This is a genomic window from Cytobacillus depressus, assembly GCF_008923245.1.
Taxonomy (GTDB): Bacteria; Bacillota; Bacilli; order Bacillales; family Cytobacillaceae; genus Cytobacillus; species Cytobacillus depressus.
In genome coordinates this window covers 22,382-45,802 of record NZ_WBOS01000024.1, presented here as the reverse complement: position 1 = coordinate 45,802, position 23,421 = coordinate 22,382, and the positions used below count along the sequence as shown (strand labels likewise).

The 23,421-nt window shown below is 35.6% G+C and carries 24 protein-coding genes and 3 pseudogenes; 25 read left to right on the top strand and 2 right to left on the bottom strand.

All coding sequences use genetic code 11. From position 1 onward, the window contains the following. Nucleotides 1-188: 188 nt before the first annotated feature. From F7731_RS24345 to F7731_RS24300, 12 genes and pseudogenes are all read left to right on the top strand, one after another. Nucleotides 189-1,637 carry a sensor histidine kinase gene (locus F7731_RS24345; RefSeq protein WP_151537388.1) on the top strand — a complete coding sequence of 483 codons (1,449 nt, stop codon included), beginning with the start codon at nt 189-191 and terminating at the stop codon, nt 1,635-1,637. Then, complete coding sequence (locus F7731_RS24340; RefSeq protein ID WP_151537387.1) at nt 1,634-2,320, top strand: response regulator transcription factor; 687 nt, start codon at nt 1,634-1,636, stop codon at nt 2,318-2,320. Before F7731_RS24345 ends, F7731_RS24340 begins: the two co-directional genes overlap by 4 nt. 222 nt (nt 2,321-2,542) lie before the next feature. After that, nucleotides 2,543-2,659 (top strand): annotated as a pseudogene (locus F7731_RS27385) (ankyrin repeat domain-containing protein); the annotation flags it as partial. A 102-nt stretch (nt 2,660-2,761) separates the two neighbouring features. After that, the gene (locus F7731_RS24335; protein ID WP_151537386.1) at nt 2,762-3,733 is read left to right on the top strand and encodes a DUF4822 domain-containing protein; all 972 of its coding nucleotides are present in this window, start codon (nt 2,762-2,764) and stop codon (nt 3,731-3,733) included. A 386-nt stretch (nt 3,734-4,119) separates the two neighbouring features. Beyond that, a pseudogene (locus tag F7731_RS24330) lies at nt 4,120-4,353 on the top strand (hypothetical protein); the annotation flags it as partial. 16 nt (nt 4,354-4,369) lie between these two features. Beyond that, the gene (locus tag F7731_RS24325) at nt 4,370-5,587 is read left to right on the top strand and encodes an MFS transporter (RefSeq protein ID WP_151537385.1); all 1,218 of its coding nucleotides are present in this window, start codon (nt 4,370-4,372) and stop codon (nt 5,585-5,587) included. After that, nucleotides 5,584-5,774 (top strand): annotated as a pseudogene (locus F7731_RS26660) (ankyrin repeat domain-containing protein); the annotation flags it as partial. The gene F7731_RS24325 and the pseudogene F7731_RS26660, both read left to right, overlap by 4 nt. 139 nt (nt 5,775-5,913) lie before the next feature. After that, the gene (locus F7731_RS24320; RefSeq protein WP_151537384.1) at nt 5,914-7,140 is read left to right on the top strand and encodes an amidohydrolase family protein; all 1,227 of its coding nucleotides are present in this window, start codon (nt 5,914-5,916) and stop codon (nt 7,138-7,140) included. A gap of 105 nt (nt 7,141-7,245) precedes the next feature. Beyond that, a complete protein-coding gene (locus F7731_RS24315; RefSeq protein WP_151537383.1) occupies nt 7,246-8,475 on the top strand; it encodes an amidohydrolase in 1,230 nt (409 codons plus the stop codon). A 494-nt stretch (nt 8,476-8,969) separates the two neighbouring features. Next, on the top strand, nt 8,970-9,947 hold the full coding sequence (gene ftsZ / locus F7731_RS24310) for a cell division protein FtsZ (RefSeq protein WP_151537382.1): 978 nt from the start codon (nt 8,970-8,972) through the stop codon (nt 9,945-9,947). A 560-nt stretch (nt 9,948-10,507) separates the two neighbouring features. Beyond that, nucleotides 10,508-10,786 (top strand): ArsR/SmtB family transcription factor, encoded by a 279-nt coding sequence (locus F7731_RS24305; protein ID WP_151537394.1) that lies wholly within the window; start codon nt 10,508-10,510, stop codon nt 10,784-10,786. A 102-nt stretch (nt 10,787-10,888) separates the two neighbouring features. After that, entirely contained in the window at nt 10,889-11,272 is a 384-nt protein-coding gene (locus F7731_RS24300) for a VOC family protein (protein WP_151537381.1), read from the top strand. 685 nt (nt 11,273-11,957) lie between these two features. Here F7731_RS24300 and F7731_RS24295 read toward each other — a convergent pair. Further along, a complete protein-coding gene (locus F7731_RS24295; RefSeq protein WP_151537380.1) occupies nt 11,958-12,458 on the bottom strand; it encodes a hypothetical protein in 501 nt (166 codons plus the stop codon). A 615-nt stretch (nt 12,459-13,073) separates the two neighbouring features. On the opposite strand from F7731_RS24295, the gene F7731_RS24290 reads away from it, so the two are divergent. The 5 genes from F7731_RS24290 (at nt 13,074) to F7731_RS24270 (ending at nt 16,467) form a co-directional block, all read left to right on the top strand. Continuing rightward, entirely contained in the window at nt 13,074-13,664 is a 591-nt protein-coding gene (locus F7731_RS24290; RefSeq protein ID WP_151537379.1) for a TetR/AcrR family transcriptional regulator, read from the top strand. A gap of 114 nt (nt 13,665-13,778) precedes the next feature. After that, nucleotides 13,779-14,105 (top strand): antibiotic biosynthesis monooxygenase family protein, encoded by a 327-nt coding sequence (locus tag F7731_RS24285; protein ID WP_151537378.1) that lies wholly within the window; start codon nt 13,779-13,781, stop codon nt 14,103-14,105. A 68-nt stretch (nt 14,106-14,173) separates the two neighbouring features. After that, on the top strand, nt 14,174-14,716 hold the full coding sequence (locus F7731_RS24280) for an NADPH-dependent FMN reductase (protein ID WP_246197429.1): 543 nt from the start codon (nt 14,174-14,176) through the stop codon (nt 14,714-14,716). A 229-nt stretch (nt 14,717-14,945) separates the two neighbouring features. Then, nucleotides 14,946-15,347, top strand: a complete 402-nt coding sequence (locus tag F7731_RS24275; RefSeq protein ID WP_151537376.1) for a VOC family protein — start codon at nt 14,946-14,948, stop codon at nt 15,345-15,347. A 289-nt stretch (nt 15,348-15,636) separates the two neighbouring features. After that, a complete protein-coding gene (locus F7731_RS24270; protein ID WP_151537375.1) occupies nt 15,637-16,467 on the top strand; it encodes a sugar nucleotide-binding protein in 831 nt (276 codons plus the stop codon). Between the two features lie 326 nt (nt 16,468-16,793). On the opposite strand, the gene F7731_RS24265 is transcribed toward F7731_RS24270, so the two are convergent. Next, nucleotides 16,794-17,261 (bottom strand): DUF3291 domain-containing protein, encoded by a 468-nt coding sequence (locus F7731_RS24265; RefSeq protein ID WP_151537374.1) that lies wholly within the window; start codon nt 17,259-17,261, stop codon nt 16,794-16,796. A gap of 149 nt (nt 17,262-17,410) precedes the next feature. Between F7731_RS24265 and F7731_RS26970 the strand changes: the two genes are divergently transcribed. The 8 genes from F7731_RS26970 (at nt 17,411) to F7731_RS24225 (ending at nt 23,261) form a co-directional block, all read left to right on the top strand. Next, the gene (locus F7731_RS26970) at nt 17,411-17,554 is read left to right on the top strand and encodes a hypothetical protein (protein WP_246197427.1); all 144 of its coding nucleotides are present in this window, start codon (nt 17,411-17,413) and stop codon (nt 17,552-17,554) included. A 417-nt stretch (nt 17,555-17,971) separates the two neighbouring features. After that, nucleotides 17,972-18,280, top strand: a complete 309-nt coding sequence (locus F7731_RS24255) for a hypothetical protein (RefSeq protein ID WP_151537373.1) — start codon at nt 17,972-17,974, stop codon at nt 18,278-18,280. A 71-nt stretch (nt 18,281-18,351) separates the two neighbouring features. Continuing rightward, entirely contained in the window at nt 18,352-18,669 is a 318-nt protein-coding gene (locus tag F7731_RS24250; protein WP_343032877.1) for a DUF1259 domain-containing protein, read from the top strand. Nucleotides 18,670-18,951: 282 nt separating this feature from the next. Then, nucleotides 18,952-20,847: a polymorphic toxin type 30 domain-containing protein gene (locus tag F7731_RS24245; protein ID WP_343032876.1), complete on the top strand. Its 1,896-nt coding sequence runs from the start codon at nt 18,952-18,954 to the stop codon at nt 20,845-20,847. Between the two features lie 24 nt (nt 20,848-20,871). Further along, nucleotides 20,872-21,285 (top strand): hypothetical protein, encoded by a 414-nt coding sequence (locus F7731_RS24240; protein ID WP_151537370.1) that lies wholly within the window; start codon nt 20,872-20,874, stop codon nt 21,283-21,285. A gap of 81 nt (nt 21,286-21,366) precedes the next feature. Next, nucleotides 21,367-21,672, top strand: a complete 306-nt coding sequence (locus tag F7731_RS24235; RefSeq protein ID WP_151537369.1) for a hypothetical protein — start codon at nt 21,367-21,369, stop codon at nt 21,670-21,672. Nucleotides 21,673-22,044: 372 nt separating this feature from the next. Beyond that, nucleotides 22,045-22,437, top strand: coding sequence for a DoxX family membrane protein (locus tag F7731_RS24230; protein ID WP_151537368.1), 393 nt, complete (start codon nt 22,045-22,047; stop codon nt 22,435-22,437). 227 nt (nt 22,438-22,664) lie between these two features. Continuing rightward, nucleotides 22,665-23,261 carry a GNAT family N-acetyltransferase gene (locus F7731_RS24225; protein WP_343032875.1) on the top strand — a complete coding sequence of 199 codons (597 nt, stop codon included), beginning with the start codon at nt 22,665-22,667 and terminating at the stop codon, nt 23,259-23,261. Nucleotides 23,262-23,421: the final 160 nt, after the last annotated feature.

Here is a 23,421-nt window from a genome sequence, read left to right as displayed (position 1 = left end):
TTATTCTATGGTGTTTAGAAATATTTCATACATATTTTAGAAAGTTTTAAGATTTGTGTGATATAGTTCTTTTAATTTCTTATAAAAATGAGCTTCTTTAATCGGGATAGTGTGGTTTATAAAAGTATCTACCATGCTAAGAATAAGGATGAACTGGTGAAAATTTTAAAACAGAGTGAGTGAAAGAGATGTCAATTAAAATGAGGTTTCTGTTGTCTTATGTTGGGGTGATCCTTTTTTCTATCACTTTATTATTGGCAGCTGGTTTTTTAATTATTTTTGCCATAACAGGTGATGTAAAATCTATAGAGCATCTTTACAAAAAAACGTATGTACAAAAACCTTTGACAACCGTAGAAGAAAGTGTGTTTCTCGATTTGAAGCTTTTTGCTAAAAATAATCCTAAACAGCTCCTCAATGAAAAGGAGCTCAAGAGGATTGAGCAGGAGGATATCGAGATTGTTGTTAGAAAGGGCACAAAAGTCGAGTATGCTTCCCCTGCTCTTGACAAACAGGCGTTGGTTAAATCTCTTCCCGGGTTTGAAGAAACCAACATCAATACGCGAGATACGATTAAAATCAACGACTATTTTTTTACTTATGTGAAGTTTGATTTTTATTTTCCTGATAAAAGTAAAGGTAGTGTTTTCGTATTAAGAAAGGCAAGTTCCTATGCTGAGCTCATTCGAGGGCTTTTTCCCATTTTATCTGGACTTTTGCTATTTCTGCTTATCATGGTTATTGGTATATTGAACTATTTAGTTTCACGAAGCATTATTAAGCCTATCTCAATTCTTAAAGAAGGTGCCGAAAGAATAAAATCAGGAGATTTAAATTTTGAAATCAAGGCTATTTCAAATGATGAAATCGGACAATTAAACAGGGCGTTTGAGGAAATGAGAACAAAATTAAAAGAATCCATAAATCTCCAGATTCGGTATGAAGAAAACCGAAAAGAGCTTCTGACCAATATTTCGCATGACTTGAAGACACCGATCACTTCGATTATTGGATATGTAGAGGGAATTCAAGATGGTGTAGCAAATACCCCTCAAAAAATAGAAAAGTATTTATCGACTGTGTATTCAAAAGCTAAAGACATGGATTCACTGATTGATGAGCTGTTCTTATTTTCCAAGCTGGATTTGAAAAAGGAACCATTCCATTTTGAAACTGTAGAACTAGATAAATACATGAGAGACTACGTAGAAGAACTATATTTGGATTTACTTCAGCAAGGAATTCATATTGAACTTCATTTTTTGAATAAACAGATCTACGTGATAGCGGATAGAGAGAAGTTAAAACGAGTATTGGCCAACTTAATAAACAATTGTGTGAAATATATGACCAAAGACCGAAAGAACATTTCTATTGCTCTAAATGAACGATTACGTGATGTAGTTGTACAAGTAACAGATAATGGGCAAGGTATAGAACCTTCTGCTTTACCACATATTTTTGAACGTTTTTACCGTGCAGAACAATCGAGAAATTCTCAGACAGGCGGAAGTGGTTTGGGACTTGCGATTGCAAAACAAATTATCGTGGAGCATGGAGGGGAAATCTGGGCCACAAGCGAGATAGGTAAAGGTACAACTTTATTTTTCTCCCTAAAGAAAGGTGAAAAAAAGTGAAAGAAATATTACTTATTGAGGATGATATTAGTATTGCAGAATTGCAAAGAGATTATTTAGAAATAAATGATTTTCACGTCGATATTCAACATACTGGTGATGCAGGACTCCAACTGGCTCTTCAAGGAAATTATGATTTAATTATTTTGGACATCATGCTTCCAGGAGTAAATGGGTTTGAGATATGTAAACAAATACGCGCAGTTAAAAATATTCCAATCTTGTTTGTATCAGCTAAAAAAGAGGATATCGATAAAATTCGGGGTCTCGGTTTAGGGGCAGATGATTATATTACCAAGCCTTTTAGTCCAAGTGAGCTGGTAGCTAGGGTGAAAGCACATTTAGAGCGTTATGAACGTTTAGCAGGAAATCAAACTCAAACAAATACCATTTTTGTTCATGGAATATCGATTGATAAGTCAGCACGTAAAGTTTATATTGACGGAGAAGAAGTTCCGTTTACAACAAGGGAATTTGATTTATTAGTATTTCTTGTACTGCACCCGAATCAAGTATTAAGTAAAGAACAGCTTTATGAAAATATATGGGGGTTAGAATCGGCAGCAGATGTTTCAACGGTCACCGTTCATATCAGGAAAATACGTGGGAAAATTGAACGAGACCCTGCACAGCCGAAATTCTTGGAAACCGTTTGGGGAGCCGGATATCGATTCAATGTTTAATTTAAATTATGTGTTTTTTTGACCCGTCACAAAGGTGGCGGTTATTTTTTTTATAAATATGAAGAAATTTTAAGATTGAGTTTATCTTTTTTTAAGAATTTATTTAGAGGGAGTTTATAATTGGGTACTAACATAATAGAAGTAGTAACTAAGTTCATTGAGTGGATCTGAGTCTTTTGTTTACAATTTATAGCAAAAAATAATAAAGAAAGATAGGCAGGTGAATTTGATGCGGATGTGAACATTCCGGATAGAAATAATATAACTCCGTTGCAACATGCACGTGAAAAAGGGTTTAAAGAGATTGAACAAATTTTGTTAACAGCAGGAGCAAAATAGCCAGATTGTATAAGATTCCAAGTAAAATTAATACCATATTACTGCTTAAATATTAGGATAGTCTAAAATACACCACAATAGGAAAATGAGGAGACGATAAATATGAACAAAAACGCAAAAGCAATATCATCAATACTGCTCGGATTCACATTAGTATTAACAGGGTGCAGTGCTAGTGCTGACGCCAAAGAAAATAATAGTAAACAAAAGCAAGAACAAGCTGTTAAAGAGACTAAAAAGGAAAATAAGTTAACCAAAGGACAGGAAATAGCTAACATTCTTAGCAGTACAAATTGGCAAGGTACGAGAGTGTATGACAAAGATAATAATGACTTAACAAAAGAGAATGCAAACTTCATTGGTCTTGCGAAATATGATGTGAGATCGGGAAGATATGAATTTTTTGATGCTAAGACAGGTGAAAGTCGTGGCGATAAAGGAACATTCTTTATCACCAATGATGGGAAGAAGAGAATATTAATTTCAGAATCAATGAATTATCAAGCTGTTGTTGACATGACAGAACTAAATAAAGATGTTTTTACTTATAAAAGAATGGGAAAAGATGCTAATGGCAACGATGTAGAAGTATTCGTTGAACATGTTCCATATAAAGAAAAAGAGCTGTCTTTTACTGATCCGGACAAGCAGTTAGACACTACTACAGGAGATATTGTTAAAGACGTTGATGGAGATAAAATTTTAGGTAGTACCCTTTGGAACGGAACAAAGGTATTAGATGAAGATGGCAATGACGTTACAAAGTATAATTCGATGTTTATAAGTCTAGCAAAATTTGATGACAAGACTAATAAATATGAGTTTTTCAATGTTGAAACAGGCAAAAGCCGCGGTGATTATGGCTACTTCGATATTGTACACGAAAATAAAATAAGAGCCCATGTTTCAATTGGAGATAATAAGTATGGTGCTGCTCTTGAACTTACCGAACTTAATAATAATAAATTTACGTATAAAAGAACTGGTAAAGATAAAGACGGCAAGGACATAACTGTATTCGTTGAACATGAACCTTATAAAGGTGATTTTAAACCGAAATTTAGTTTTAAATAAGATTGACGTGTCGTCAAGGGAATGGTGAAATCCATTCCCCTTTTTTGCGACGGGCAGTCGCATCGTCCACATGCCATCAGCTTTATTGGTAGTAGAAAGCTTTTCAAACAAATTCACTCTCAACAAATAAGTTATTCATGGAAAAGTCCAATCTATGCTCATATTCTATGAGAATTTGCAGTTGTTTGATATCTATCGTTGAGAACATTCCTTTTTAATATACGAAAAACTTAAGTAAAATTTACTTTTTATATATTTTTCATATTGTTGGTCTTATGCTAGCATATTTGTATAAAACGAAAAAGGATCACATGAAGAACGAGCCGATTCGGATGGTTCAACTTGAGCAGTAATATACAGTATTGAGATCTAAAAAAATAGATGTTTTAACCGGTGGTAAAACACCGCTTAATGATAGTAGAGAACAAATGTGGCCGCAAGTTGGAGACGAAGCAAGCGTCGTGTTAGTTGAAGCTTCTTGTTCCGCTGAAGCCATTGCAAGAAGATTGAAACGACTAGCTACGATGTTCAAAGGAGAGATTGTTTCAGGCTCTCTTGGATCAAGTAAAGAATATAATATCATTTCTAAGACAGAAACAATTACATCTGTTTTCGAGTAATAGAGGAGAAAAATCCATGCCAACAAAATCTGCGTTTCCGTTTTTACTGACTTATATGTTTCTTGCGATGCTTGGCATTGGGCTTGTTATTCCGATTCTCCCTGAGCTTCTAATAGATTTCGGAGCAGGCGGAAAAGCAGCAGGATATTTAGTATCCGCCTTCGGCTTGACACAGTTTTTATTCTCGCCAATTGCTGGTGAATTCTCAGACAAATACGGACGTAAGCCGATGATTGTCGTTGGACTGTGCTTATTCGTTATTTCCAACTTATTGGCTGCTGCTGCAGATGATTTCTCGCTTTTTCTTGTTTCACGATTAATTGGCGGTATGGGTTCTGCTGCCATGGTTCCCTCCATTATGGCTTATGTCGTTGATATCACGACAGAAGAACAGAGGCCTAGAGCGATGTCATTTCTAGGCGCTTCGATGTCATCAGGTTTTATTATTGGTCCGGGTTTGGGAGGATTGCTTGCTGAGTTTGGAACTAGGGCTCCTTTCTTCGCGTCTGCAAGTATTGGTCTTTTGGCGGTAATCTGTTGTATACCATTATTACCGGAATCCCAATCAGGAGAGGTTCGTCTCATGCATCTGAAATCGAAACCGAAGAAAGAAAATATTTTTCGTCAACTTGCACAGTCAGTTAAATCTCATTATTTTATCCTATTGTTAATGATATTCGCTATTACATTCGGACTTACTCACTTTGAGGCGATATACCCGTTGTTCGTTACTCAGAGCTATGGATTTACAACTAGAGATATTTCCATCTTGTTTATGGTTTGTTCCTTGATCGGTACATTCAACCAATTGATGCTGACTAACCGGCTTACACAAAGGTTTGGGGAAAAGCCAATTATTAGCAGCATGCTCTTGCTATCGGCAGTATCTCTTGTGTTCTTGCTATTCTCGGGCAATTTCTTTTATGTAATGGTAATTACGATGTTGTTTTTCACATTTAATAACATATTACGGCCGACGATTAACACGTTACTTTCGAAGGAAGCTGGAAATGAGCAAGGATTTGTAGCAGGGTTGAACAATGCCTATATGAGTCTCGGACAAATTTTTGGGCCAGTGCTTGCGGGGTGGTTATTCGATATTCATATCAACCTGCCTTATCTATTCGGAGCAGTCGTACTACTTGTCAGCAGCTTCGTATCAGTCAAGTGGGTAGGGATTAAGAATGGAGTAATACCCCAAGAAAATAGGAGAGTAAAGGATCAAGCCCTATAGGGGATGATATGAAAAATAATCCTTTTCTTTATGCGGGAGCAGAAGGTTAGTTAGAAATCTTAACACACACAATTGAGGCTGGGGCTACCCAAAGCTTTTAAACAGATACGGTGGCACAGCACTAATTCCAGCTTCTGAACACAGATATGTAGATGTCGTTCAAGAGCTCCTTGAGCATACAGATGTTGGGAGATATTCCACAAACGGGTGCTTTATTTTATAAAATATCATCTGCATATGCAGCTTTTTTTGGGAACAAGGGCAAAAGTCCTATGCCGAGGCATGAAAAAATTAAATACAATTCAAAATAAAGGAGGCTAAAGAAAGTGACAGATATAGCATATTGGTTAACGAATGTAAGATTAGAAACTGGATACCATTATGAAAATGGTACAGTTACGGGAACAGAAACGAAGCTTTTCCATCTGAGAATTGAAGATGGGAAAATAAATGAAATTGTCTTTGTTGATAAAAAGTTAGAAACTACTTTACCTAAACGGGATGCGAATAATTATTTAATGCTTCCATCATTTAGAGATATGCACATCCATATTGATAAAACATATTACGGAGGTCCGTGGAAAGCGCCAACGATTCCAACTAAGGGTCTTATGACAAGGTTAGAAGAAGAGGAGGTACTACTCCCACGCTTATTGCCTGTTGCAGAAGAAAGAGCGAAAAAATTATTAGATTTATTGCTACATTCAGGTTCAACTCACATACGCACACATTGCAATGTCGACCCTGTAATCGGATTGAAAAACCTCGAAGCAACTTTACAAGCGGTGGAAGCTTATAAAGGAAAAGCTGCTGTCGAAATAGTCGCTTTCCCACAGCACGGATTATTACGCAGCAATTCAGTTTCGCTAGTTAGGGAAGCATTAAAAAACGGAGCCTCATTAGTAGGTGGAGTTGATCCTGCATCAATTGACGAAAATATCGAGAAATCGTTACAAATGGTAATGGAACTTGCCGTAGAAGCAAATGCAAACATTGACCTTCATATACATGACCCGGGACATCTTGGTATTTTTACATTTAAGCGATTGGCATTTCTAACGGATGAAGCTGGATGGCAAGGGAGAGTTACCATAAGCCATGCATTTGCTTTTAGTGATATCCCGCTTAAAGAAGCGAGTGAAGTCGCAGAATTACTCGCTCATCAGGGGATTTCGATTACATCATCCGTTCCTATTGGAAGGACGATTCCGATTCCTCTCTTGAAGGAAAAAGGAGTAGAAATTTCCCTCGGTGATGACAGCATTACGGATCATTGGTCTCCTTTCGGAAAAGGAGACAGCTTAGAAAAAGCAGGGACGTTAGCAGAACGTTTTGGCTTAAGTGATGAACAATCACTAGGACAAACTCTTGGGTTTATTACAGGAGGAGTAACCCCTTTAAATAAAAAAGGAGAACGTATTTGGCCAAATGTAGGAGACGATGCGGACTTCGTTTTCGTTGATGCCAGTTGTTCAGCTGAAGCTGTTGCTAGAAGAGCAAAAAGAATAGCTGTTTTATTTAAAGGAAATATAGTCGCTGGGGCACTTAAATAAGAATAAATCTTTGGATTAAAGGCATAAATCCTTTAAATCGGTGAATTAGTAAATTTTTATTCTCACCACATTCTACAATATATATATAGAAAGGGTAGATATAAGATGAGTTCTATTTTTTGGCTAACAAATGCACGATTAGAGAGTGGTTACGACGTTGAAAATGGCGTCATAACGGGTACAAATACGGAATGTTACCATCTTTTGATCAAGGACGGGAAAATTGCGAAGATCGTATCTTCTGATGAAACTATTACAGACGATTTACCAAAAAAAGATGTGAAACAATTGTTGGTTCTTCCATCTTTTATAGAAAAACATTGTCATTTAGATAAAACATTGCTGGGTGTCCGATGGCGTTCAGTAACACCTGTTAACAATATTTTTGAACGACTTGAAATTGAGAAAGGTGTTCTTCCTAACTTAGAAACTACTACTCAGGAACGTGCGGAAAAGTTGCTTGATATTTATTTGAAATCCGGAGTAACCCACGTACGTACACATGTTGATATTTACCCTGAGGTTGGCTTGAAGAATTTTGAAGAAGTTCATAAAGCGTTGCAAACGTTTGAAGGAAAGATATCTTATGAAATAGTTGCCTTTCCACAACACGGTTTATTGCGTACGAGGTCAAAAGATTTAGTAAGAGAGGCTCTCCGTCAAGGAGCGAGCTTTGTAGGTGGCGTAGATCCTGCAACCGTTGATGGCGATATTGAAGCATCTTTACAACTGATGGTTGAACTTGCTGCAACAGAAAATGCGGGGATTGATTTACATTTGCATGACGGGGATCATTTAGGTATCTTTACAATAAAGAGATTGGTGCAGTTAACGAAAGAAGCAGGTCTTCAAGGTAAAGTGGCGATTAGTCATGCATTTGCACTTGGGGATATTCCTCCATCTGAAGCTGAAGAAATGGCAGAACTATTGGCTGATTCAGGAATCACCATTATTACGAGTGTTCCTCTTAATAGAAGGTTTCCGCCTGTTGGCTTATTACACAGGAAAGGTGTATCGGTTGCCGTTGGATGTGATAATATTTTTGATGTTTGGTCACCATTTGGAAATGGGGACGTTTTAGAACGAGCTGGTCGTTTGGCGGAGATTTCAAGATGGGCAGATGAACGTTCTTTAGCACCAACGCTCCAGTTTATTACCGATGGAAAAACACCGCTTAATTCTGAAGGAAATCAAGTTTGGCCGCAAATTGGGGACGAAGCGAGTATTGTGTTTGTTGAAGCTTCTTGTTCCGCCGAAGCCGTTGCACGAAGATCAAATCGTGTAGCAACGATGTTCAAAGGAGAAATCGTTTCAGGTTCTCTTGATTCAAAATAAGTATGATGAATAAACCATTTTCAAGAAGACTTAACTATTATTTTTTCGAGCAAAAGAGGAGAAAAATCCGTGCCAAAAAAATCTAGCGGGGTATTTAGTGTCTGCCTTCGGCTTGTCGCAGTTTTTCCTATGTTAGCATATTAGTATATGTAAATTGAATTAAGGATGGAAATATCTTAGAATTAGAAGTAGGGATTCCCTTTTTTGGGTGTCGAATCCTTCCGACTTTTCAGTGAATAGTCGTAAGATTCAATGAAAGGCATTGTCTTTAGCAACTTCCTTTACGGGACTGCTAACGACAATGCCTTTTTCATTGCTAGATATCTAAATAAAAGAAAATGATTTTTTTAATAAAAGCTAAGTTAAAGAGCATTGTTGATTTTTTAACCAACAGGCAAATTTAACACAGCCTAAATAAAAGAAATAAGTGCTTCAGAAATTTGAATGAATAGTTTAAAAAAAGGTAATTTCGATGAACTAGGAGGAACGATAAGATGGAGATTGATACAAGAGTAAACTCATTAGTCAACATTAAAGTAATCGGTGTTGGCGGAGGAGGGAATAACGCTATTAACCGTATGATCGAGCATGGAGTTCAGGGTGTAGAATATATTGCTGTTAATACAGATGCGCAAGTTCTTAATTTATTAAAAGCAGAGATCAAGATACAAATCGGTGCAACATTGACAAAAGGATTAGGATCAGGGGCAAATCCAGAAGTAGGTAAAAAAGCAGTAAAAGAAAGCAAAGGGCAGATCCAAGAAGTATTAAAAGGCACTGACATGGTATTTGTTACAGCAGGAATGGGCGGCGGTACAGGTACGGGTGCTGCCCCTGCTATAGCTCAAATTGCCCGTGATCTTGGCATACTGACCATTGGAATCGTTACACTCCCATTTTCGTTTGAGGGCCGTAAACGTGCAAAACAAGCGGCAATCGGAATCGCCTTAATGAAGAAAGCAGTGGACACATTAATTGTTATTCCAAACGATCGTTTATTGGAGATTATACATAAAAATACACCCATAGTCGAAGCATTTCGAGAAGTGGATAATATTCTTCGTCAAAGTATCCAAGGTATTTCCGATTTAATAGCTGTACCAGGATTAATCAACATTGATTTTGCTGATGTACAAACGATCATGTCCAATAAAGGATCTGCCTTAATAGGAATTGGTAGCGCAGCAGGTAAAGACCGTGCTGCTGAAGCTGCAAAGAGAGCTATTTCCAGCCCGTTACTTGGCACTTCTATTGATGGAGTTCAAGGTGTGCTAATGAAAGTCACAGGGGGCACCAATTTAAGTCTATATGAAGTACAAGAGGCAGCAAACATTGTTACTTCTACTTCAAGCCACGAGTTAAATATGATTTTCGGTTCTGTCATTAACGAAAACTTAAAAGATGAGATTATAGTAACCATCATTGCTACTGGATTTAATGGCAAGGAGGTTCCATTATTAAGAACAAAGTAAAGATAATTTAAATATACGAAAACATTTTTATTTAAATTTCCGTAATATTTTTTATAATTTTAAAAACCAATCTGTCTTTGCATATTTTTAAGTGCTATCAATGCTAGTAAAAGATACTTTTAAGAGAATAAAAGGAGGATGTATTTTGAAACTGATCAAAATTTTGGCGATCATTCCGTTCCTTGCTGGTATTGCCGCTATTCTTCAAATTCCCGCTTGAAGGTGGGATCATAGCACTTACTATAAATATAATTGGTATGATCTTTGTAAGTGTGGTCACAAATAATTATAGTGGTTCTAAAAATAGAACTGAACAAGTTGCATCATAACGTTGATAAACCTTTTGTTTTGGAGCCCCTCAAAATAATTTTTGACGGGCTCTTAACTATTTCATTTCTTCATAAAGTTTTTATTTAATAGTCTAAAAATCTTTAAAGCCAATTGTATTTGTAGTGATTCCTCTGAGTCTTGTTAAGATTGCATGATACGATTCCTTTGTCACGCAACTCTACAGTTGCTTATATTTGACAAGCAACCGTAGAGTTGCTTATACTCGATATATGAATTGGGACAAAGACGCTATATTCAAAGCACTTGGCGATTCGACTCGGCGGCTTATATTAGACGAACTATCCGAACGTAACGAGCTCACGTTGTATGAACTTACGATACGTCTCATTATGAAGCACGACCTTTCCATTTCGCGACAGGCGATAGCTAAACATCTTTCTGCATTGGAAGATGCTGGGCTCGTAAAATCAAAACGAAAGGGAAAATATCGAGTACTTATATTCAACAATGAACCACTTAAAAATTTGCTGAAGGGATGGATAGAGTAATTTTATTAAAAAAACTTCTGACGAATGTATGGTTTTTCTGCTTGGAGCCAGATTGTTAGCAGAGTACCATACCTCGAAAATATCAAAGGAGGCAATAACATTATGAAAATCATTGTTACCAGTATCTTCGTTCAAGATCAAGACAAGGCATTGGAGTTTTATACAGAAAAGCTGGGCTTTGTAAAAAAACATGACATTCCAGTTGGAGAATTTAGGTGGATAGCCCTTGTTACTCCCGATGATCAAGTCGGTACCGAGCTTTTGCTCGAACCGAATAACCATCCTGCCGCAAAGGAGTACCAAAAGAAGATAGTTGCCGATGGCATCCCAGCAACAATGTTTGGCGTTGCAGATATTCACAAAGAGTACAAACGATTACTGGAAAAAGGCGTAAAGTTTACTATGGAACCGACAAAAATGGGCCAAATCACAATAGCTGTATTCGATGATACTTGCGGCAACCTTATTCAGATAGTGCAGAAGTAACTTCATACCGAAGTAACCTAGTTCTAAACGATTTTATTGGCAAGTTTTAAGACCGGTGAAGTTGTTTTTATCAAAAATTAAACAACTTTACGTTAACCCTGTCCTATTATTAGGACGGGGTTATACATTTTTAAAGTCTAAAATAAATGAGATTGTTGTCGTTCTTCAATGGAAATGTACATTGTAAATTAGTTCACTTAAACTCTAATGGGTGCTTTCCTTTATTAATGATCTTCAGCAAAACAGCTAAAAGTAGGTAGATGCTTATTCAAGAATCGAGCGCTTTAATGGCATAAGGATCACGGAAATACATAAAGCAAAAGGAGTTTAAAACTACATAACTAATCGTAGATCTGATGTTTATATTAAAGAGAGGTTAATTTAAGGAAGAATTAAAATAAAGAACAACTTGTTCTAGTATCATCTTCTGAATGCTTAATGGCGGGGTAGGATGTAATACATTATTAAGCCCTGAAACAGTATCACTTAATGCTAGTGTAGCAATGGAACCAACATGCATTAAGTATTGGCGGACACTAGGAATCCTATGAATTTAGCGGGCATAGGATTCCTTTTTAATGTTATTCGGTTATGTTATCTGGTCCATGTGTTAATGTACATAATCGGCCATCTCTGATCCCTCAGGAAGTATGGGAGCGAATAACGTCCTACTATGTTGATGTGTTCATGCCAGAGTAGAAAGCCTAGCAACTTCATTCTCCTCTATAACATGTGTATATTCTTTGAATGAAAAGCAGAAGAGTTTACGTGTAATTCTTCCTTTATCACCGATAAGCCGGTACCAAGATTGACCAACATAAAAAGGATTTGAAATGATCTTATCGATGATGTAAGAAATGCGATCATTTGCTTCCGAATTTTCAATTTTAGTTTTACATGATAGTGACAGGACAAAATACGATTTATCACTTTCAAGTTCAAGTAATTGAAGGTGATAACTCCCTTTCTGGGTATTATTGAATTCTTTTAATACCTTTTCAATACTTTTTTTTACGTCTACTTCATATTTATTTGCTTCTCCCCAATTTGATACAAGAGAATCATATAGTGACAACGTGAGAATATAATGTGTAGCATAATCTTGAGGATCAAATTCTTTCGGATTATCTTTTTCCAAAGGGTAAATAATAAAATCTTTATAGTTAGCAAAAAAATTTCCATCCATATTACTTACCTTCTTTCTTTGAAATGGTACGTTCTAACATGACTAAGATTAACTTGTTAATTCTCTTTAGTAGATGCTTAACCCTTTTTTAGAAATGAAAGATAGTAAAAATTGCCCATATTTGGGCATTTGAAAACCTCTACCTTTTTCAATAAATTAGTTCGATTATTTAAAATTAAGATTGATTAAAAATCCTGTGTTGATGTGCAGGATTTTTTCTTGTTCCACAATCGGGCCAGATTGTGAAAGATTAGCAGGGTATTTCTGGGGGGGGGGGGAGATTATGATCGTGTTGTTCAACGAAAGGGTACATTTCTCCAATAAGAAATACTATCGATTATCTGGGACTCGTAATGCTTGAGGGCGGTATCGTTATCTTTATGAGGTTAGAGGTTATGGAATGAATTGGATGTTTCAACTTTCAATCCATAACCGCATATTCCTCATTATTTATTTTGAATGATTAACATAGGCGTTATAGTCAAAAAAGTTGAAACAATGTTCATAAAATTTTTACTGTCAAAAGTGAAATTTATCGTAACAAATTTATACAGCAGGAATAGAATAAAATTAAATGACAGTCAGTGCTGACAGCCTATTCAGAAGGGGGAGAGTATGATCAACAGTAAAAATTTAAGTAGTAAGGATAAGCTGCTTTTGGCAGCGATCGATCTCATTGCGGAGAAAGGCTACAAAGGTGTATCGACCATGGAAATATCTTCTGCCGCTGGTTTAAGCGAGAAAACGCTGTTTCGCCAATTCGGCAGCAAGCAAAATCTTCTTGAAGCTGCCTTTAATCGCTTTCAATATACTGAAGACATGAGAAACCTTTTTAACGAGAAAATTGTGTGGGATTTGCATACCGACCTGCTTCTGATTAGCCGGACGTATCATGACATCATGAACCGAAACCGAAAAATGATTATGATCGCCATCAAAGAAGAAGCTCAATTATCTGGGTTTCGGCATAGAACTCAGGAGCATCCCCGGCAACTGATGACATTCTTGACGGATTATTTTGAGGTGATGTATGAAAAAGGCAAACTGATTAATACAAACCCGGAACGACAGGCACTGTCATTTATGATGATGCATTTTGGTGCATTTATGAACAATTTGGATGACGAGACTAACTTTCCGAGCGTTACACTCGACGGATTTATAATGGAAAGTGTACAGATATTTACTAGGGCTTTAACCCCCTAGTTTTTTCACAAAATTGTGTCAGTCAGCACAGACACCCAAATATGCTTTTTTAAAGAAATAAACCGTTTTAACGAAATTAGCAAAAGATAATTAAATCTAAGGAGGTTATGTAGGATGAAATCAAGTAAATCAATAGTATGGATTAATGTATTTACTGCCAAACCAGGTAAATTAGATGAATTGGTTGCTACCCAAGCTGAAGAACTACACAACTTTAAGAGGGAAGGAATTCAAGGTGTTCCTGGTTGGATTAGTAGTCGTTGGCATCGTTCCGTTGATAATAACAAAGCCATTATGGTAACCACCTTTGAGAGTATTGATTTTCATAAAAGTTGGTTAGAAAAAAGTGACTTCATGGAACACTTTAACAAGATTAAACATCTAATTGAAGGAGTAGAAGGTGGGTACTACACGTTGGTGGAAGACATTGAAAACTCGTAAAACATTTAAATTATAAATTTTTTATTTTTAAAAATTTATAGATGGATAATCAACGAGGAGGGAAAACATTGGAAAAATTGAACATTGGAATTATCTTAGGAAGCACACGTCAAGGACGCGTAAGTCCACAAGTAGGGAATTGGGTAAAAGAAGTCGCTGATAAACGAGAAGATGCAAATTATGAAATCGTAGATATAGCAGACTTTAAATTACCATTTTTCGGAGAAGGCACTGGTGAAGAACAAGGATTAAAAGCTTGGTCAGAAAAGATTTCCAGCTTAGATGGATTCGTGTTTATTGTTCAAGAATACAATCACAGCATTACAGGAGCATTAAAAAATGCTCTGGATTCAGCACGCGATGAATGGAACAATAAGGCAGCAGGTATTGTAAGCTATGGTTCAACAGGCGGAGCACGCGCTGCTGAACATTTACGTGGAATCTTAGGTGAATTACTAGTTGCGGACGTTCGTGTACATCCAACATTATCATTATTTACAGACTTTGAAAACTTCAGGACATTTAAACCAACTGATTTACACCTTGGTAATGTCAATGTTATGTTAGATCAAACGATTGCATGGAGCGGTGCATTAAAAAATTTACGATAGGCTGGATTGATTACTACCTAGTGCCTTACCCCCTAGTTTTTTATCCGCATTTTGTCGGCTGGACCCCTATTATGCTAGAAAATACCAACATTAAATTTTTAAAGGGGAATTAATCCATGTATTTAGCAAAAGATTGTAAAATGGATTAAATAAAGACCCTAGAAATGAAAATAGTAAAATTATTATAATAAATAAGCTACCAAACATAAAACAGAAAGTTGGTTATTATATGGAATTTAACGACTTTACAGCTGCTCAGGTTAGAATAGCTAGACCGACAGACAAATTCGAAGAGGTCATTGATTTTTATGTAAATGGTTTAGGGCTTAAACAAATACAGCAATTTAAAGGAAATGGATATGAAGGTGTTATTATTGGATTGCCAGATGTAAATTACCACTTAGAATTCACTCGTCATATTGACGGAAGTCCATGCCCTGCACCTACTAAAGATAATCTTTTAGTTTTCTATATAACTAATAAAAATGAAATCAATAAAGTATCTGATCGGTTACAAAAAATAGGATATGGAGAAGTGGAGCCTGATAATGGATACTGGAAAGAACAAGGAATTACAATAGAAGATCCAGATGGCTGGCGAATAGTGTTGATGAATAGATCGTATGAGTAATTAAAGTCCAGAAAGAACCTCTTTTTAGCTCAACTAAAGGGCGCTTTTCTAAAATAAGGAATGCGTCTTTCTTCATGAAAAGGGCACTTTAGTTGAAAAAGAAATCTTTATTCTTAATCTAATAAACTTTAAAATAGGAGAACTAAAAGGAACATGAAGTATGTAGAAAACAAGAGTAAGATAAGCTTTTTTTCGGATGAGTTCTCGTAAAATAACTTTAAATTTCATATATTTTTTCCAATTATTGTCTGTTTGTGATAAAAAGCGATTAGCTAAAGGGGAAATTACAATGGAAAAGGTACTTATTCTTGGGGCAAGCGGTCTTGTAGGAAGAGCTTTAATCGATGAATTTAAAGAAGAATTTGACCTATATGGAACATATTCTTCTTCATTGACGAGTCTTTCCGATGGTAAGCAGTTCCAATTGGAAGTTCAACATATCGACAAGATGAGGCAAATTATACGTTCAATTAAACCTGACGTAGTGATTTCTTGCCTAAGAGGAAATTTTGATCACCAACTCCAGTTTCATAAAGAATTGGCAATGGAATTAAGGAATAGCAGTAGTCGTTTGTATTTCTTTTCTACCACAAATGTTTTTGATGGGGACTGTTCAAAACCACATACTGAAATAGATATACCGATTTCCGAATCAGATTATGGGAAATTCAAAATTGAATGTGAAAATATACTAAAAGAAATTTTAGATGAGCGAGTGATGATTATCCGAATCCCAGCGATATGGGGTAAGGATTCTCCAAGATGGAACTTAATCATAGAAAGCATAAAACAAAATAAAATGATTGATGTGTATAGTAATTTAGTATGCAACAATCTTTTGGATGTTCTGTTAGCAAGACAGTTACGGTTCATTATTGAAAATAAGCTAAAAGGCATATTTCACTTAGTTTCAGAGGATATGATAACTCAGGGACAATTCTTTGAACAGATCATAAGTACACTTGCAAGTGAAAAGAATATTTTGCAATATAGCTTTTTTCAAGGTAATGAGAACACACATTATTTTGCATTGAAATCAATTCGTGAAGATATGCCAGGCTCTCTGCAATGCACGAATAAAGATATTATTTCTTACTTACTTGGAGAAATGGACCTTTGAAGTTATTCAGCTAACGGGTGCTTTACTTTAATAACGATCTTCCACAATCGGGCGCTTAAATTGAACAAGTATCTAAAAGGATCTTCCAGTCGAAGATCCTTTTTCAGTGCCTATAAGCAGTTTTATGTTAACCGGATTTGTATATGGTATTCATTTTTCCATAGAAACCTTTTTCAACTAAAGGGCTATTTAATAAAATAAGACTCTTAAACAAAAAACTGGATATTCTTGTGAGATTGTGAAGAAATACACTTAAATGAAATTGCAGGTTTGATCAATAAGGAGATGTCCTACTTCCTATACAGATCAGGAGAATTGACACCCAACTATCTAAGCAAGATCGTCTCCCCAGATTCATCAAATGCGTGCTTAAAGTCAAATGCAAAAGGATCTGGTCCATGTTGAATATAATAGTCGTATCTCTTAAAAGCTTCCTTCCATGAAACATCCGTTACCTTCTCCGTCCACCACACCACATAATTAGGTTGTCTCTCCTGAAGAGATCCAAACCACTTGTTCCTGTCCCGTAAAGCTTGCTTATGTTGACCTGAATAGGTAAAACGATATAAAGATTGAAGGCTTTTCCATACTGTTAATGTGAGAATGGGTGAACCCTCTCCTTTGATCGTTTTCTCGGGGAAAATTACTCTATTAGGTGAAAATTGCTTTATTAGATGCCCAGTTTTAGCAGCCTGTCGAATTACTTCATTTCCTACTTCAAAAAACTCACGAGAGGCAGGATGGTCATTTGAATGTTTTAACCTACCAACAGTATATATTGCAACATAAGCCAAAATAATCCCTCCATTTACATTTTATACCTACTTTTATTCTGGAATGACTGGAATAATTCCTAGTTGAACTATATAACTTTTAATTGTGGTGAGAGAATCAAATGCTAGACTAAAATTGGTAATGACATTTTCATAGGGGGAAATTTAATATGGATAAAAAACAACAGCTACTTCTACAGAACTTAAAAAATATAAAGGACTACTGGACAAAAACATCCGGTTATAGCTTGAATCCTAATTCAGATTTAATCTGGTCTGAAAATGAAGACGAGTACAAAATTCTACAAACCTAACTTTTTTCACAGGAAGAATTAATTGCTTATCGTAAAGTTCAAAATGTAATTATTCAAGGGGTAATCACTCGATTTTTGTAATGATAGATGGTGGGGATGAACTCGCGGATAAATATTTAATTGATTTAGTGGATAGAAAGACACGAGAATCACTTCAAAAAGAAACTGCATTACACGAGGAATTTATAGGTTATTTACTGGATACAGCAGAAAAGTAATGAATATTCTTATTAAACTTACGGGGGTCTATAGCGGCGATAAAAAACACCTTAAAGAGGTGTATTTTTTATGCAATAAAACTGGTATATAAACACTTACTTAGCAAGTAATTAAATTGTAAAGCGATTGTAATTGAGATACCCTTGTTGTTAGGATTCTTTACGTATAAACTTTACCTACATTTAAGGAGTGGTAAAGTTGAAAGAAGTAACTATAGACAAACTAGTATTTAAGAAAAGTTTATCAATAATTGAACAAATGAAACTGAAAGATATCATGTTTAAGTGGCTCGATAGACCAGAGGAAGGGATAGACGATATACTTCCACTTGAATACACACAAACTGTTTTTGCAAAGATGGAGACACCTTCGGATAAAAACTTTATGACCGAAGGTGATGAAACTTTAAGGTATATCACAATAACTGAAGATAATCAGATTATCATAGGGGTTTTAGATGCCAATAACGAGTTGAAATTTAGAATCTTAAATCTAGAAGATCATTAGGATAAAATGCCCTATATGAGAATTAATAGCATTAAAAGTAATTGTGTATAAAGAGATAAAGAGTTAAATTAATTAATGTGTGGGGACTGAGAAATTCAGTCCTCTTTTTATTTTGTAAAAGGATGTTTACTTTTGAATCCTTAGATCAACATGGAAATGCTGTAAACCTAGGAGAAATAGCAATCCTTCAAGAAGAAATTCCTGCATTTGTCCACTCCATCGTTCAACAAGGAATCATGATTAGTGCAATGCATAAACATTGGATTTTCATGGAACCTTCCCTTTTATATCTTCATATTCAATCCGTTGAACCTCCATTAAATTTTGCAACTAAAGTAGCTAGAACCTTTCAGGTATTAAGTAGTTATCCAGTAGCAGGTGATGAATGAATTTTTTCGTGTTAATCAAGTCGTAACTCGTTTCGATTCCATATATCTGAGAATAAAAAAGAGTTCCTATATCATGCAGTAATTAAATTTGTAATATTTGACCTATTCTAATTTCTGATTTTATACGGTATATTATGAAATCGAATATGTGACTTTAACTGGCAAAAATGGTATTCGGAGTGGTGATGTTTGACGAGTAGAATCGAAAAATTCAGATTCAATGTAAGGACGAATCTTGATACAATCGTTCAATTTTGGAAGTCATTTATTCAAAAACATCCTATGATATTAAGAATCTGCACACTTTTTTCTTGGCTATCCTTGATAGCTCTTGTTCTTAGTTTTATTTTTGTAGAAGAATCACGTAAAATGTATGTCCAATTTTTATGGTCATTTTATGTGATTATTCAATTTTGGTTTTTATGTCGCAGTAAAACCTTGTCTTGGAAGAAGTATACTCTTTTCTTTCTAGTGGGAGCATGGTTGATTGCACCACTAACTTCAATGGTAGTCCGTTTCATTACGTTTTTATTCGGTGGGATGGAATCTGATATATGGAGTATGTCAGTTTTAACCCCAATTGCTGAAGAAGTGATAAAATTAATTCCCTTAGGTGTTTATCTATTTGTGTCTCGTCGGGCCTCATCGTTAAGCTTAACTGACTTTGCTTTAATCGGAGCGGCATCTGGTGCTGGTTTCCAATTTTTTGAAGAGACTACGCGAAGGATTGCTTCTGGAAATCATTATGGTGTGACTTTATTTGGTGGAAAAGTACTCAATTGGGACTTATTCACATTGTTCCCCGGGTATTTTGAGGAAAGCTTTTTGCCAGACAAGATGACCGCGGGGCATTCATTACTGACTGCGATGATTGCACTAGGTATCGGGTTAGCTCTGAGGTACAGTCATCGTTTTAAACGCTACACCTATCTTTTTCCCCTTTTCCTTCTGTTTTGGTCTATTTTTGATCACGCCATTTGGAACGCTAGCTACAATGCTCCAAAATGGCTTGAAGGATTTCATGATTTGTTAGGAAGTGGCTATGCTTCAAAGCCGGTGTTCTTATTAATGCTCTGTGCTGCGTTATTTATCGATTATTGGGAATTAAACCGTTTACGAGGGAAAATTCCTTTGCTTGATGGGGAAAGAACGATTCATCCCTTTTCCGAACTATGGAATCTAATTATTTCTGCATGTAAGGATAGACAGGTTTTTGCTTATTTGCTACTGTTTTATCGAGAACGTAGAGAACTCGCTTTTACACAATTACATGGCAAAAAAGATGCAAAAGAACTTTTACCAAAATTGCAGGCAAGTATACAAAATTATTATGCAGCATTGACAGTGATCTCCATTATTTTTTTAACCGTTTTTCTATTAGTCGACTGGGTGAATACGTACAATGGTTCGGAGGGGTGTATTGCCTGTTTATTTGATATGCTGCAAAACTGGTGGGATCGATTATCTGGTTGGGAAAAAGGTTTAATTATACTTGGAGCATTTGCTTTAAGTTTTCCATTACTAGGATTTTGGTCCTCTGTCGGTATGGTATCGTCTGGAATTGGAATAGCTGCAGGGGGTCATCAGACTGCAGATGTCGTCCGTCACCCGAAAAAATTACTAACACCAGAGACCGCAATTGCCATAGGTATAGATGCACTAATGACGAGGATTCCATTCGGAAGAGCGTTGGAGAAAATAGGTAAACGGGTATCATCGAAGCTAAAACCATTTATTAAAAAGATATTACCAGACAAGAAGAGTAATCCTGGTAAACATGGAAGCAATCCGAAAAGTAAGAGTAGTCACAGTAAAGTGACAAAAGGTGATTTCTCTGGTGTAAAAGACATTAATGATTTTCGTTCAAGAATTCCTGGTAACGCTACTCAACTGCCTTGGAAAAAGGTACCTGGAGGTGCTGCAGAAGGAGAGAAGTATAGATGGACAGATAGTGATGGGAATGTTTGGAATGTGAGGGCGCATGGTATAGATCCATCTGCTCCAGCTGGATCAAATGCTTCTAAGGGATGGATTTATAGGGTGGAGGTAAAAACTCCATCAGGCAAGTGGACAATGGATTCACAGGGCAATTTTTATAAAAAGAATGTTTTTAATCCAAATAGTCCCCATTATGATGAGGCCATTGCAAATGATTCACATATACCATTTACGGGCTAAAAAATTGAGTAAAGGGTGTTTTCATTGGAACTAAGTGAACTGGAACAAATATTGAAGGGAAATAATCTAGAATCCAAAATAGAAACGATCTCCCACTTATCAGATGTGTTTGAATCCTACAATAAGGATATTGCCAATTTTGATGATCTTGTTGTCTTGTTATTGAAATTCGCAATTGAAGAACAGAATAATGAGGTAAAAGAAGAATTGTTTGATACCCTTCTAGACGCAGCAACATATAAAAATACTGAGAAAATAAATTGGGATATACTTGAACAGCATATAAATGAATTACCAAGTGAGTGTATACCCACTGCAATCAGTATTTTAGGTTTGTCTCATAATAAGAAATACGCCCATACGCTCTCGACTTTTTCAAAGCATGAAAATAAATCAATTAAATCAGCTGCACTTATCGCATTGAGCGAGTTCGAATAATCATAAATTTTTTATGAGTAGATTGTCGTATTATAATTTTTTTACCTTAAAAACAATTTAACTTAAGAAAAGTGAAATTTCATGATTTCACTTTTTTTATGTGATTTTTATGTAAGTATCTATTATTTTAACAAAATCGTTGAACACTTTAAGCAAAGCAGGGAAACAAATCCAAGCCGCATAAAGGCTGTAGTCTTAGTTAAGGTTTTACAGGCTGCCCCGCTTATTTCACCAGCTTATGATGATAATCCTCTGAAGAGGAAATCGCTAGACGCTGGAAGAGTCATTATGATGAATTGTTGGGTTATCTATGAGAATCGAGCAGTTAATCCCCTAAGTATTGGAAGGAGACGGTTCCATTTTATCGTCACCGTCTGGCAAAAATAAGTGGTATTAACTCCTCAATGGAGCATAAATAACTAGATAAAGATACATTTGGTTTTAGTAATTATTTGAAATAAAATCTAATATAATTTCATTTTTCATAATAGGTATCCTCAATAAAATTGAGTAATGATCTTCCATAAAAGGGCGCTTTCCTGTATTAAGGAAAGTGCTTTTTCCATTTCAGGGTCAAATTCTTGAACCTGAGAAGTCAATAAACGTATTTTAAAGGATGCCGGTGTGGTTTCTATTCTGGGAGTTAATTCAAATTACATCGGAGTTTATTGAATGAGTACACCAACCTTAAATATTTTTTAGGTTTTTAATATAATAAAATTTTCGAGTTGTAATAGACTTTAATAGGAGGTGTGCAAATTGTCTAAAATATTCATGCAAATAAGTAGATTATTTTTAGGGATCATTTTTTTGGTTGCAGGTATTAACGGCTATTTTGTCATCTTTGGATTTGAACCATTTATTGTAACTAGCCTCGAAGCAATGGCATTATTCGAGTTTGAATATTTGTTAATTGCAGAAAAATCTTTAGAAGTTACATGTGGAATTTTACTTATAATCAACCAATTTACCCCATTAGCCATTGCAATATTATCACCAATTGTAGCCAATATTTTTTTACTTCATCTGTTCCTAGACCATTCGTTACTTATTTTAGCAGTAATACTCGTCCTCACTCATGTTTATTTGTTGTTTTACTACAGAAAAAACTTTATGAGTATATTGGAGAGGAAATCAAAACCTTCTCAATAACTCGCCCTACATATATCTAATTTCAAAATATCTTGTTCAACTAGATACGTTAATTTAAATAGAATTAAGCGGTTTTAGGATTTAATCCATGCTCTAGTTGTTCCAGAAAAGGGCGCATTTCTTGAGCAAGAAGCCCCTATTCATGAATTGGGCCAGATTGTGGAATAGCATTGACACCGTAGTCTTCAGTTAATATATTCATTCATTAAAAGGGAGTAATATAATATATGGAATCTGAGAATTATAAATTTACCATTGTGAAAGCAGATAAAGTGGATTTTGATGTGAGGAAACAAATGTCTGAGATTTTTTCGGAAGGGTTCTCACAATGGCTCGTTTTTTTTTCAAAGGATAAAAATAAAATTGCAAAAGCTTTTGCTCATATGTTTGTTTTGAATCAATTTTATGTAGCGATAGCTAATAATAAAATTGCTGGAATGACAGCATGCACGGATGGTGCCGATAGATCGGTTCGATTAAATAAAAAGGAATTAAGGAAGCATCTAGGATTTTTCAAGGGAAGCATGGCAGGGATCCTTCTAAAGAAGGAATTTGAAGCGCCTTTTGAAGAATTCCCTCCCAATACAGGGTCGATTGAGTTTGTTGGAACAGCTTCAGAATTTAGAGGACAGGGTGTAGCATCTCAAATTATAAAGCATATCATTGAAAACACTCCGTACAATGATTATGTCATTGAAGAGGTTGCGGATACGAATACTTCGGCAATGAATTATATAACAAATTGGGATTTGAAGAGTACAAAAGAAAGCCTCTTCCAGAAATTAGGGCTAAGAAAATTGGAATCAATAATTTTTTGTCTTTGAAATACGTAAAAAAGTAACTGAAAAAGGTCAAGAACTTGGTCAGTTTAAACATGGAAGTGCTACAGATATGGCATTTTACTATTTTGCACCCATACAAGGATTAGCGATGATAAAACTTTCCATGAGTGATCGGTTTATTAATCCAATTCCTAAAATAGTA

Bases quoted from the DNA above. Each gene is read 5' to 3' on its own strand.
- F7731_RS24345 (WP_151537388.1), top strand. From the start codon at position 189: ATGTCAATTAAAATGAGGTTTCTGTTGTCTTATGTTGGGGTGATCCTT.
- F7731_RS24335 (WP_151537386.1), top strand. From the start codon at position 2,762: ATGAACAAAAACGCAAAAGCAATATCATCAATACTGCTCGGATTCACA.
- F7731_RS24325 (WP_151537385.1), top strand. From the start codon at position 4,370: ATGCCAACAAAATCTGCGTTTCCGTTTTTACTGACTTATATGTTTCTT.
- F7731_RS24315 (WP_151537383.1), top strand. From the start codon at position 7,246: ATGAGTTCTATTTTTTGGCTAACAAATGCACGATTAGAGAGTGGTTAC.
- ftsZ (WP_151537382.1), top strand. From the start codon at position 8,970: ATGGAGATTGATACAAGAGTAAACTCATTAGTCAACATTAAAGTAATC.
- F7731_RS24305 (WP_151537394.1), top strand. From the start codon at position 10,508: ATGAATTGGGACAAAGACGCTATATTCAAAGCACTTGGCGATTCGACT.
- F7731_RS24300 (WP_151537381.1), top strand. From the start codon at position 10,889: ATGAAAATCATTGTTACCAGTATCTTCGTTCAAGATCAAGACAAGGCA.
- F7731_RS24295 (WP_151537380.1), bottom strand. From the start codon at position 12,458: ATGGATGGAAATTTTTTTGCTAACTATAAAGATTTTATTATTTACCCT.
- F7731_RS24290 (WP_151537379.1), top strand. From the start codon at position 13,074: ATGATCAACAGTAAAAATTTAAGTAGTAAGGATAAGCTGCTTTTGGCA.
- F7731_RS24285 (WP_151537378.1), top strand. From the start codon at position 13,779: ATGAAATCAAGTAAATCAATAGTATGGATTAATGTATTTACTGCCAAA.
- F7731_RS24275 (WP_151537376.1), top strand. From the start codon at position 14,946: ATGGAATTTAACGACTTTACAGCTGCTCAGGTTAGAATAGCTAGACCG.
- F7731_RS24270 (WP_151537375.1), top strand. From the start codon at position 15,637: ATGGAAAAGGTACTTATTCTTGGGGCAAGCGGTCTTGTAGGAAGAGCT.
- F7731_RS26970 (WP_246197427.1), top strand. From the start codon at position 17,411: ATGGATAAAAAACAACAGCTACTTCTACAGAACTTAAAAAATATAAAG.
- F7731_RS24245 (WP_343032876.1), top strand. From the start codon at position 18,952: ATGATATTAAGAATCTGCACACTTTTTTCTTGGCTATCCTTGATAGCT.
- F7731_RS24235 (WP_151537369.1), top strand. From the start codon at position 21,367: ATGATTTCACTTTTTTTATGTGATTTTTATGTAAGTATCTATTATTTT.
- F7731_RS24225 (WP_343032875.1), top strand. From the start codon at position 22,665: ATGGAATCTGAGAATTATAAATTTACCATTGTGAAAGCAGATAAAGTG.